General features: G+C 50.2%; 9 protein-coding genes and 1 riboswitch. All 9 genes read right to left on the bottom strand.

Going from position 1 to position 11,945, the window contains the following annotated elements:
• Positions 1–179: 179 nt before the first annotated feature.
• Positions 180–1,391, bottom strand: a complete 1,212-nt coding sequence (metK, locus tag EDM58_RS04010) for a methionine adenosyltransferase (RefSeq protein WP_031306314.1) — start codon at positions 1,389–1,391, stop codon at positions 180–182.
• A gap of 136 nt (positions 1,392–1,527) precedes the next feature.
• A riboswitch (SAM riboswitch) is annotated at positions 1,528–1,628 on the bottom strand.
• Positions 1,629–1,681: 53 nt separating this feature from the next.
• Positions 1,682–2,143, bottom strand: a complete 462-nt coding sequence (locus EDM58_RS04005) for a hypothetical protein (RefSeq protein WP_122912206.1) — start codon at positions 2,141–2,143, stop codon at positions 1,682–1,684.
• Between the two features lie 36 nt (positions 2,144–2,179).
• Positions 2,180–4,738 carry a S8 family serine peptidase gene (locus EDM58_RS04000; RefSeq protein WP_122912205.1) on the bottom strand — a complete coding sequence of 853 codons (2,559 nt, stop codon included), beginning with the start codon at positions 4,736–4,738 and terminating at the stop codon, positions 2,180–2,182.
• A 141-nt stretch (positions 4,739–4,879) separates the two neighbouring features.
• Entirely contained in the window at positions 4,880–5,875 is a 996-nt protein-coding gene (locus tag EDM58_RS03995) for an SLAP domain-containing protein (RefSeq protein WP_023555294.1), read from the bottom strand.
• Between the two features lie 51 nt (positions 5,876–5,926).
• Positions 5,927–6,889, bottom strand: a complete 963-nt coding sequence (locus tag EDM58_RS03990) for an SLAP domain-containing protein (protein ID WP_023555293.1) — start codon at positions 6,887–6,889, stop codon at positions 5,927–5,929.
• 92 nt (positions 6,890–6,981) lie between these two features.
• Positions 6,982–7,932, bottom strand: coding sequence for an accessory Sec system S-layer assembly protein (locus EDM58_RS03985; protein WP_122912204.1), 951 nt, complete (start codon positions 7,930–7,932; stop codon positions 6,982–6,984).
• Between the two features lie 218 nt (positions 7,933–8,150).
• A complete protein-coding gene (locus EDM58_RS03980) occupies positions 8,151–10,385 on the bottom strand; it encodes a S8 family serine peptidase (RefSeq protein ID WP_122912203.1) in 2,235 nt (744 codons plus the stop codon).
• A gap of 775 nt (positions 10,386–11,160) precedes the next feature.
• Positions 11,161–11,406, bottom strand: coding sequence for a hypothetical protein (locus tag EDM58_RS26125; protein ID WP_246000539.1), 246 nt, complete (start codon positions 11,404–11,406; stop codon positions 11,161–11,163).
• Positions 11,407–11,770: 364 nt separating this feature from the next.
• Positions 11,771–11,945: ATP-binding protein (locus EDM58_RS03965; protein ID WP_183187415.1), on the bottom strand; the 175-nt coding region annotated here is incomplete at its 5' end.

Here is an 11,945-nt window from a genome sequence, read left to right as displayed (position 1 = left end):
GAATACCCCTCCTCTGCTGCTACCATAAGGTGATTCGACAAACAACTAGAAAATTCCTTTATGAAGACTTATCCATTGGACATGTAAGATTATACACGGGGAGACCTTGTCTGGCTGCAGTGAAGATGAGGAAAAGAAAAGGCCTGGCAGTATCGCCAGGCCTTCGTTGTACAACTCCATTATTTCGCCAATTGGCTTGCATCTTGCTTCAGTACTTCCGCTTTGTCTGTTTGCTCCCAAGGAACGTTCAGATCGTTGCGGCCGAAGTGACCGTATGCTGCAGTCTGTTTGTAGATAGGACGGCGCAGGTCGAGCTGCTTGATGATGCCAGCAGGACGCAGATCGAAATGCTTGCGGACCAGCTTCACGAGGTCTTCTTCGGAAACGGTTCCTGTGCCGAATGTATCCACTGCGATGGAAACAGGCTGAGCTACCCCAATCGCGTAAGCTACTTGTACCTCGCATTTGTCAGCGAGTCCAGCAGCTACGATGTTTTTCGCAACATAACGAGCTGCGTATGCACCGGAACGGTCCACTTTGGTCGGATCTTTTCCGGAGAAGGCACCGCCGCCGTGACGCGCATAACCACCGTAAGTATCAACGATGATTTTGCGGCCAGTCAAGCCAGCATCGCCTTGAGGACCGCCAATTACGAAGCGGCCGGTAGGGTTGATAAAGTATTTGGTCTCTCCATCGAGCAATTCAGCGGGAACAACTGGTTTGATTACCAATTCCATCAGATCGTTTTTGATTTGCTCCAAAGTCGTCTCAGGCGCATGCTGCGTAGAGATAACGATGGTATCGATCCGTACAGGCTTGTCACCGTCGTATTCCACCGTCACTTGCGTTTTGCCATCCGGGCGCAGGTAGGACAACGTGCCGTCTTTGCGCACTTCTGTCAAGCGGCGAGCCAGTTGGTGAGCCATGCTGATCGGCAAAGGCATCAGCTCAGGCGTTTCATTGCAAGCAAAACCAAACATCAGACCCTGGTCGCCAGCACCGATGGCTTCGATCTCTTCATCGGTCATTTTCCCTTCACGGGCTTCGAGGGCTTGGTCTACCCCAAGTGCAATGTCAGCAGACTGTTCACCAATAGCAGTAATCACACCGCAAGTATCCGCATCAAAGCCGAACTTGGCACGATCATACCCGATTTCGCGAATGGTTTCGCGAACCAGCTTTTGAATGTCTACATATGTGTTGGTAGTGATCTCACCCGCTACGAGGACCAGTCCAGTGGTGACGGACGTTTCGCAGGCCACGCGAGCATTGGGATCTTTGGACAGAATAGCGTCCAGAATCGAATCGGAAATTTGGTCACAAATTTTATCCGGGTGTCCTTCGGTTACGGATTCAGATGTGAACAGACGACGACCTTTTTGCAAAGCCATGAGAAAACAACCTCCTTTGACCTCATACAAATAGTGTGGTAGCCGACGCAGGATTTTATCGACGTAAATGCAGGCAAAAAAAACCTTTTCCGCCTTTGGGGGAGGAAAAGGTTTGCGCGCTTTAGCTTCCTTCATCCTCTTATCGGCCAGAACAGATGTCCGTTCTGCTGGTTAGCACCGCTCTAGTCGGTTGCCGGGCTTCATAGGGCCAGTCCCTCCGCCTGCTCTGGATAAGAGTATCCATTACGGATTATAGAATAATTGTTTTTTCCAGTGGTGTCAATAGAGAATTACCGCAGCTCGTACTTGCCCCGAACCATGATGTGCGAGACCCCGTCATACTGCGGAGCCGTGCGCAACCCACGGTTGTCCGAGCGCGCGATCAAGAGCAGATGATTGTGTCCGACGACGGCTCCTCCGCGCAAATCAGCACCTGCAGTCAGATCCGTCAAGCCATCTCCGTTATTGCCTGCTACAGCTTGTACTTGTCCCGTGCGAACGATAAATTCTGTGCCCTCAAAACCGTACAGCGTTTTGCCCGGATACAGCTCGACAACAGTCAACGTGCTTCCACTGCTGCTGCCTCCTCCTGCCCCGATGGACCGCAGCACCTGATCGACATAGCTTTTCGTCACGACTGGATCGTCTACCGAACCAGGTACGCCATTTACGCCATCTGCCATTGCCTGCGAAGCAAATAGAGCCATTCCCCCTAGCATGACTGCCAGCATTCCTTTGGTAAACTTTTTCATCGCGAATTCCTCCCCGTTGACTGACTCTTACTCTTTCTACAATTTATAGGATTTGGCGATTACGACAATCACTTCTGCTCGCGTGGCATTGCCTGTCGGTTTGAACAGGCTTCCATAGCCTCGCAGCCATTCCCTCGATGTCAGAGCCTCAATCGCAGGTGATGCCCAGTGCTCGGTCGATACATCCCGATAGCTGGAGATGCTGCGGGAATACAGCGGCACATTGTGCGCTCTCGCAACCATGGCTGCCATCTCAGCCCGTGAAATCGCCTGATCCGGCTTCATCTGATTGTTCGGATAGCCTTTTACGATCCCCAATTGGTAGGCGAGCCCCAGATTATTGTACGCCCAGTGGCTCTTGGGAAGATCTAGAAATGAAGTATTGCCGCTATAGGAGCCGACCGGCATCCTGCTCGCTTTCATCGCCTGTATCAGCATCGTGGCAAACTGCGCTCTCGTCACAGGCTGATCCGGCTTGAACGTGGCGTCATCAAAGCCTTTTACGACTCCCTTGCTGCTTAAGCGTGCGATCTCTGTACGAGCCCAATGAGTCGAAATATCCCGGTACCCCGCAATCAACTCCTGCTGGTTGACTGTCAGTCGATACAAGTCGTACTTGAAGGATACGGAACTGTTCAGACGGATGTAGTACTTGCCCGGCTGCAACCGGATCCCCAGGACTTCTCTTCCCTGGTCAGCACGCTCAGCCACAGAGTTGGTCATCGCCAATGGGTAATTGAAGTTGTTGCCGCTAAACAATGCGAGCCTCATTCCAGACTTGACCGGAACAAAAGGTGCTCGGATACTTACATAAGATTCCCGATTCACAGTAAATTGAAACCAGTCTGTATCTGTAGCAGTCGGGAACGTACCCGTCATCAAATTGCCTCCCGCCAGAGGGGAAGCCTGCTGGTACGTATCATTCGGCTCATTCGGGTCTTTTTTGACCGGAGTATAGTACAAATCAAGCGTGTACTCCGCATTGACCGCATTTTGTTCGTACTCGCTGACACGAATAAAATACTTCCCAGGCGACACTTCCTTCTCCGCCCGCTCTGTCGGGTCATCCCGGTCGCCGTTGTCGTAGCTGGGATCCCATCTCATTTCCCTGCCGTCCTGTTTTCCAATGTTCAGGACGATATCCATACGCTTCGTATCGGGCGTCACTGTCACATTCATCATGCCGTATTCGCGGACATAATAGGAAAACCAGTCTTGGTCCCCTTCTTCATGAAAATTGCCGACGACACTGATCTGATTTCCAACCAAAGGTCTGGCCGTTGCCATTGAGTCGTTCGGCTCATATCGATCTGGATTGATCGAATACCGGCTGGTTAACACATACGTAAAACCAGACACTCCGCCGTTTCGCATCAGCCTGATCATCATCTGACCCTGCTTTGCAGGCACTGTCAGCGTATCGCCGTTGCCTATGTAGTGCGTGACAGGTGTTCGATTATCCGAATAAAAGGTCGCCACCATCGGAGAAGCTGATCCTACGGAGACTGTAGCATGGAATGTTACCTTGCCGTCATAGGGAATGTCCATTTTAAACCAGTCTACCGTATCATTCGGCCCCAGATTGCCGCGAATTTGCGATTCGATCGGAAATGCCTTCGCTCTCGACCTCTGGTTGTTGGGTTCCAAAAAATCCATCGACATCGGGGTCGTAACCGCTTTGTGCACATTCAGCAGCCCATACCCGGTGGACTTGTCCCAGCCCGGCACTCCCAAGTCCTGAGCCGTCTGATAAAGCAACTGCCTTACATCAATGGGTTTGAGATTGGGGTGACGAGCCAGTACCAGAGCAGCCGCACCTGCTACCTGGGGAGCAGCAGCGGATGTCCCGCTAAACGTTCCGTACCTGCCCCCCAGCTTGGTCGTATACACATTCAGGCCCGTTGCCATCAGATTCAGTTCAGGACCGGAATTCGACTCCGTGATGGGCTGGTTGTTTGCCCTGACACCGCCCACTGCGATCACCGTCGGATAAGCAGCAGGATAGGCGACACGATCCCCTTCATTTCCGCTCGCCGCGACCAGAATCGCACCACTGGCCTCGGCTCGATTCACCGCATTGGTCAAAGCCTGGGAATAGGACATACTACTGACAGACATGAGTATGATCTTGGCTCCCCTGTCCAACGCAGCATGGATTCCTTTCGCGACAAGATCAAGGTCGGCGACAGCATTCTTGTCCAATACCTTGATAGGCAAAATTTTTGCTTTCCACAAAACGCCGGAAACCCCGATTTTGTTGTTTCCTTCGGCAGCCAATACACCGATCACTTCTGTGCCATGTCCATTATCATCCTGGGCAGACCTGGATGGATTGACCAGATTGATCCCTGGCAAGAGGTTCCCCTTAAGATCAGGGTGATTGTAATCAGCTCCCGTATCCAGCACAGCGATGGTGATATTGGTATTGGAACGGACGACATCCCAAGCTTTAATCGCTTGGATCTGCGATAAGTGGATCTGGTTTTCAATGTAAGGATCATTTGTATCAGATGCTGCACGTACGGGGCGGACATCTACCATCACCATGACTAAGCCGATTACAACAGCCAGTATCGTTCCTACCCACTTTTTCATGACAAAAACATCCTTCGGAAAATAGGTTATTCATTAAGCATACGGAATGATCAGACGTAGTGCAAGTCCGTATATCCAATATTTGGAATGTTAAATCAAAACAACCCCCCTCTTCACCATCGGCAAAAAGGGGGGCCCTGTTTATTGCAAAAGATCTTTGTTATTTGCGCTTGGGGCTACCACGGGTGATTTCCGCTGCTGTTTCGCTTTTGGAATAAACGCAGTCAATCCGGCAAAGTCATCGATCGACTTGAGCAGGGAGTCAGCCGGAATTTTGAAGAGCCACAGCTTATGGCCTTTCGCATCTACCTTCATGTTTTCCAGGGTATAGTGAACCTTCGCCACACTGTCGCCTGTCTTGTCGCTTACGATGATCGGCACCTCAGTGAACTCCAGACGTTTATCCAAACCATTGCGGAAGACCACGACGACTTTCAATCCGCCTTTTTCATCTTCATCCGCCTTCACATCCAGCACCTGCAAATCGACGTTGCCATCTTCCATAGGCTCGATGTTTTTCAGCGCCTTGTTGTAGTGGACGACTTCATCGATGCTCAAACCGCCCGTCTCACTATCGTCGATATCGGCCTTTTTGAGATTAGGCTTCTTGTATGCGAGCGTCAGCGGCACTTCTTTTTCAGGAATATTGTCGAATTCATCCCAACGGAACATGAACTCGCATGGACGGCTGGACATGTCCCCGAGCGGACCCATTGCGGTCAGATCAAAGATTTTTCTCGCAACAATGCCCCCATCCGGAGTCATCAGCACGAGTGGAACGCGCTGCAGCAGGATATCACGGGACATCGCATTGCGAATATAAGTAAGCACCAGGTAGCCTTCCTCTGTTACTTGTGTGTAGAAAGGTATGATACCCACTTCATCGCGGACAACCGCTGGCAGTTCGTCATGAATGTACTGAAGCAATTCCGTCTCTGCTTCTTCCAGTTTGCTGTCCCACGGTCCATTCATCTGCAAGAACAGCTCCTTGGAAGCGACGCGCGTAGACGATTGCTCCGGATTTTCAATCCCGGACAGACCCAGATAAAATTCCTTGTGCAGATTTTCATGAATGTCTTCTTTTACCTGCTCCAAGCTTTCCTTCGAACCAAACCAATTCTCCAATAACCAACTCATCTGTCAACCTCCTCAGTCCCATTAAAACGGATATCTTGCCTTACATGTGTTTTACTTCACTTCGAGATGCCATCTGCCCAGTTTCGCATCCCGCTTTTGCACTGCATCAGCCGGGAATACAATCAGCCAAGGACGGCTATGACCAGGCTTTACCTTGATTTTGCTCGCATTCAGGGTTCCCTGTGCCACCACATCGTGTTCCGCATCTGTAATAGAGATTTGTATTTCACCAGGATTGTATACCTTATCCAACCCGTTACGGAACAGAAGCGCCGCCACCAGCTGTCCTTCTTTGGTCCAGCCGATGTCAAAGCCAGTTACCTCAATCGTATTAAGAGGAATCGGCGGCAATGTATGAACCATGGCCTCCAGCCGATCCTTTTGACGGTCTGTCATGCGGCGTTCCATCTCTGGATCGAGTTCTAGCTGAGTGGGCCATACATGGGTGCTCTGTCCCGCTTTCATGACCAGCTTCCATCGTGTAAACGAGTAGTCTTCATGAAGATAGCTTTCCTGCGGGAAAAACACTTCCCAAGGACGGCTCGTATGCGGCGGAATGGCTCCCATTTGCTCCAGATTTACTGGCATCCGTGCAAATGGCTTGTCATCCAGATAAATCGCCAGGCGAATATTTTTGACCCGGACCGGCTTGTTCGTCGCATTCCGGAAAAAGAAAGCAACAGTCATACCGTTCGGTTGTGGAACCATACTAAAGCCTGTAACACTGATCAATCCACGATGAATTTCTGGGAGTTCTGCCTGCAAAAAGCGGAGTGTGTACTTTTTCTCAGCGTCCAGCTGCTGCTCCCATTGCGGATGCAGCGAAATCTCTGTACGCACCATATTTGAGCTGCTGCCCGTCTCAGCTTGAGCGTCCGCTTCAAATTCAACTTCCGTATTGCGCATTTCTTCAGCAGGGATGGCGGACTCTTCCTGGATGTCTTTTTTCAATTCTTCCATCGAACGAGCGCTGTCCTGCTCTTTGCCTAACCAGTTCTTAAAAAAGGAAAACATGCGTTACCTCCTCACACGTCCGAACACGAACGAAGCTTCTCTATCATCATATCTGTTTCTTGAATAGAGAGCAATTCCAAACCTTATCCAGTCTAGGACTGCGTCCCTTGTGGCACACTGACTTTCCAACGCGAAAGATCGGCATCGGGCTTGGTTACGCTCTCGGGCGGGAAGACGAACAGCCACGGCTTGCTGGTGTTGGCATTAACTGTCAGCCCATTCAGCTCAAACAATCCTTTTGCTACCTCGTCTCCCGAAGCATCATAGAGGGCGAGCGGCAATTTTTCAAAGGAGAGCGACTGTTGCGAACCGTTGCGAATCAGCAAAATAGCATGCATGGAGCCATCCTCTTGTTTGCGGATTTGCACGCTCTGGATATTGACCTCCCCTTCTTTTAACGCAGGGAGCCGTTTCGCGAGCCCGATCAACGCCTCTTTTTGCTGGTCGCTCAGCGATTTGATCCAGGATTCCTCCAGCTCCAGCTGCTGCGGGAGAACCATTTTTTTCTGGGCCAGCTCGAAGGCAATCTTCCAATTGCTCAACAACACATTCAATTGCAAAAAGTGTTCCCGGGTGAAGACAAACGACCAGGGACGCGCCGACTGCGCCGGTATTTCTCCTACCTGAGACAGATCAAACGATTGGCGGGTAAACAGTTCCTGATCCCCAAACAGCACTACCAGCGTCATCGTATCCAGTCGTACAGGGCGATCCAGACTATTGCGTATAAACGCAGTCACTTCAATTCCTTCCTCATGCGGGATCAACTGAGTGCCGGCAAGAGATAGATTGCCAGGTGCCAGTGGCGGCAATTCCTGCGCCATAAAAGAGAGAGCGTACTTCTCCTGCTGGCTAAGCTTGGCTTCCCAGGACTCATGCAAAGACAGGGAAGTAACGATTCCTCCTGTCCCTTCAGCTTGCTCTTCGCGTTGATCCGACTGTTCCGTATCGCCAGCAGGCAAAATGGATTCTTCTCTTACCTGTTCTCTTACTTCTTCCGTCGTGGGCGTTTTCCCCAATAAATTCTTCAAGAAGGATAACATAGCGTCGCTCCCAACTTTTCTCTTCATCTATATATACATGTACGTTTGCTCGTCATTCACTATAGCATAGTGACATTTGTTTGCAACATAGAAAACTTGGTATGTGCCTAGGGAAACTGCGGAATCTTCTGGCTTCCGCAAACCTGATAAACCCCGCCTCCCGAATGAAGGGAATATTTTTTTAGAATAACTTTCCAAACGTCAAATGTCAAGGAACGTCAGGGATTGCCGCTCTCCTGTACGTATACACGTATACGAGCGCTTCTGCCTCCGTAACTGGCCGTGATCGAAACAGTTCCTTCCTTTATAGCAGTGATTTCCCCCTGCTCATCTACGACAGCTACGTGTTCATCCGAGGAATGCCATGTTCCTTTATCGTTTACCTCCACCCGGGCACCATTACGATAGGTAGCGACAAGCTCCGGTGTATAGGTGTCCCCTGGACGAAGGGTAATCTTGTCGTCCGGGACATCCAGCTTTCGCACGCTGTTGTCCACCCGGATCGTGGCTGATTTTCCACGGTATTCAGCCGTAATCGTCGCAATGCCGGGGCCGATGGCAGTAATCACGCCATCCTCTATGACAGCAACTTCTGGATTGCTAGTCTGCCAATCTGCCTCAGCGGTTACGACATCTTTCTTTTCCTTATAATATGCGTACAGCGTGACGGGAATCTGAGAATCCGGCACAAGCTGAAGCTGGTCCGGATTTGCTACAAGCGCGTCCATCTTTACAAGTACCTCGATGGAGATGCGCTCGCTGCCGTAGTATGCCACAACCCAGGTACTCCCGACGTTTTGGGCAGAGACGATACCGTTATGTACGGTAGCTACCTGTTCATCCAGCGAAATCCATCTCACATCTTCCGGCGGCACCTCTTCTCTCGTCCGGTCCCCGTAGGTGGCAGTGATGGATAGTTGTACGGCTTCGTCCGGTTTTACTGTTATTCGCCGATCTGAAAATGTAAGGCTGCGGACGGACACTTCTACCGGGACCGTATATCGTTTGCCACCGAATGAAGCAGTGATGTTTGTCTTTCCAAAAGCCAGTCCTTTCACTACCCCCTGCTCGATCGCAGCGACAGAATCATCCTCCACCTGCCAGATCGCTTTCTTCGTCACATCACGCTTTGTTTGATCCTGATAAATCGCAGTAGCCTGCAGTAACGCTGTACTACCTGGGCGCAACGACAGCCTCACAGGATCGACACTGATCCTGCGCATCTCAGCATTCGACACTTTCTCTTCCTGCAACGCGCCATAGGCGTTGACCAGTCCATAGCCAAATTTCTCGTCGGGGCCTTTACGCCCCAGGTCGATTGCCGTTCGCTGCAAACGGTCCTCGATGTCCTGCACAGTCAGCTGTGGCTTGGCTGCCTTCATCAAGGCAACTGTACCGGCGACAAAAGGAGCGGCTTGTGAGGTCCCGCTCGCATACACGTATCTTCCATGCAGATATGTACTCAAAATTTCCTCACCAGGTGCGGCAAGCGCGATCCCTGACCCGTAGTTGGAGAACTTCGCCAGTTCCAACTCTTCATCTACCGCACTCACCGCAATCACGCCGGGGATCGAGGCGGGTACATAACGCTCTACCCTATCACCGTCATTTCCTGCTGCAGCAACGACTATCACATCGTGCTCCAGCGCATAGGCTATCGCCTCCTGCAGCATCTTCGGCTCTTCCCGTCCCCTTTCCCCAGACAGACTGAGGTTGATGACATCAGCGCCCTTATCCACCGCATCCATGATCGCAAACGACACATCGTACATCGTCCCGTTTCCCTGATCGTCCAGGACCTTTAGCGGCAGGATTTTTACGTTGGCATTGCCGCTCACCCCTGCGATCCCGATGCTGTTCAGTTCCGCAGCGATAATTCCAGCGACATGAGTTCCATGCCCGTCATCGTCCATCGTCTCGAAATTATCATCTATATAATTGTAGCCATTATGTGTATCTACCCGATTTATCAGATCAGGGTGGGTGTAATCTACTCCTGTGTCCAGTACAGCCACTGTCACCTGTACGTTACTCCCGCCCTCTTTCCATGCCTCTGGGGCTTGGATGGCTCGCAGACCCCATTGCTCTTCAAAGCGAGGATCTTCTGTCCAATTTGAAGCCTTGCGCATGCGCAGATTGGGCTCGATATACTCGACAGCAGGATCGGCAGCGAGGTCATACAGCAGGTCTGGATCTGGGTCGGCTGGCAGCTTCACCAGAATATGCTGTCTGTTGGACTCGATTACGGAGAGGCTCGGGTCTTCACTGTGAAGGTAGGAGACTGCTCTGGCTCGGACGGAAGATGTTAGCTTGATGATGTATTCGTTTGTTTCATCGGATGCGGTTTCACTCTGTGCAGCTTGCGCGTGATCCGGTTCCATGCTGAAAAAAGATGTTAGTACAAGAAGGCTCACCAACAGTAATGGCAGAAGTTTTTTATAATAGAATCCCACTTGGCTTTAATCCTCCTCTTTCTCTCTACTCTAGTTTCTAGTTTAAGACGGAGGCTTGGGGCAAAAAAATAAACAACGCATACTGGATGATGCAGATGCGTTTTATAATCTTCCACTATAATTGGAATACTTGTTTTTATTATACTTCTTTATCCCATCTAATTAAGTAAAAATACTTAGTAGAATAACCAGATAACGAAAACACTATTACAAAGTATTCTTTACCGGTTTCACCCAGGAAGGTGATGACTCATCCTGATTCCCTGGATTCATTGATTTGCCCAGTACCTTCGTTCCCGTAGGGTCATATACAATCAAGTCATAATCAGTTCCATCGGGAAATTGTTGAAGCTTCACTGTATTGTTTTTATTTGTTTATAAACTACCAAGTTTGATCCTGTAAAAGTCAACATCTCTTCCAGCTCCCTTATCTGTTCGCACAACTCCTGCACATGTAATCCCTCTATGGCGCTAAAGTAGTTCATCCATGAGAATAGAGACTGCTCACTCACTCGTTTTAATTTGATGAATCACTTGATCCTCCGGTAGAATCAATTCCTCGTATGCATCCTGAACCGTGATCATGTCTTTTCGTCCCTTTCTCTCTACAACAAGGCTGCTACCTGTTCCTTATCCTGCCAACCGGTGTTGATGTAGTCGTGAGCCGCCGTCTGGATTATGAGAATGGCCTACCAGCTTACTGACCGTCGTAAAGGGTATACCCCTTTTGATCAGTCGGAAACAAAAGGTAAGTCGTGCTGCCTCACCAGACCTTCTAGGAACGTGTTGACAACGTCCTTGTGCAGGCTTGTCGGCACGTTGACTGTGCAAGACGTAGGGACTTTCCTTTGCTTGTATCCTGCCGTTCCGACTGGATGTAGATAAGGTCAACTAGATCAAGCGGAAGTGGTACCTCACAATACTTGCCTCTTTTACCTGTTACCCTGAGCATGTTGGTGAGGTAGTCTAGATCACTGAGCGGAATCCCACACAGTTCCATCACCCTAACTCCTTTGTACAAGGGCAGCCAAACGAGGAGATGATTACGCAGGCTGTTTTTACTCCTGTCTTGGATAAAGAACAAGTATCTGGTTTACCTCTTGTTCAGTGAAAACTTCTTAATTCTCCCTCACTGCCAGTTACTAACTTTTACTGTCCCTTCTTAGCGTGACCACTTGTTCCGTTGCCAGCTTATGGGCAGGAACAGGTTAAACGCCTGTAGGAAATTGGATCTTCTTATTGATAGTTGCCACCGCGTACTTGTCTTCCATCAAGCGGTCCTCGTAGCTGGATACGAAATAGCCTTTTAGAGCAGTGTTTATGGCAAGTCTAAAAATGCAGAGAATAGCTGCGGATTTGTGCATAGGCACGGCCAACGCCGAAGATTATGACGATCTCACTCCGGATAGCGCATTTCGTAGCCGGTAGCTCTCGCCGGTGAAAGCCAGGACGTGTGCGTGGTGAACGAGTCGGTCCACGCGCGCTGCTGTCAGTCTGGCATCTCCAAACACCGTGTTCCACTGGCCAAACTCAAGGTTAGAGGTGACAATCACACTCCTT

The sequence above is a fragment of the Brevibacillus panacihumi genome (assembly GCF_003710985.1).
GTDB classification, from domain to species: domain Bacteria; phylum Bacillota; class Bacilli; order Brevibacillales; family Brevibacillaceae; genus Brevibacillus; species Brevibacillus panacihumi.
This window is presented reverse-complemented; position numbering and strand designations above follow the sequence as displayed.

Bases quoted from the DNA above. Each gene is read 5' to 3' on its own strand.
- metK (WP_031306314.1), bottom strand. From the start codon at position 1,391: ATGGCTTTGCAAAAAGGTCGTCGTCTGTTCACATCTGAATCCGTAACC.
- EDM58_RS04005 (WP_122912206.1), bottom strand. From the start codon at position 2,143: ATGAAAAAGTTTACCAAAGGAATGCTGGCAGTCATGCTAGGGGGAATG.
- EDM58_RS04000 (WP_122912205.1), bottom strand. From the start codon at position 4,738: ATGAAAAAGTGGGTAGGAACGATACTGGCTGTTGTAATCGGCTTAGTC.
- EDM58_RS03995 (WP_023555294.1), bottom strand. From the start codon at position 5,875: ATGAGTTGGTTATTGGAGAATTGGTTTGGTTCGAAGGAAAGCTTGGAG.
- EDM58_RS03990 (WP_023555293.1), bottom strand. From the start codon at position 6,889: ATGTTTTCCTTTTTTAAGAACTGGTTAGGCAAAGAGCAGGACAGCGCT.
- EDM58_RS03985 (WP_122912204.1), bottom strand. From the start codon at position 7,932: ATGTTATCCTTCTTGAAGAATTTATTGGGGAAAACGCCCACGACGGAA.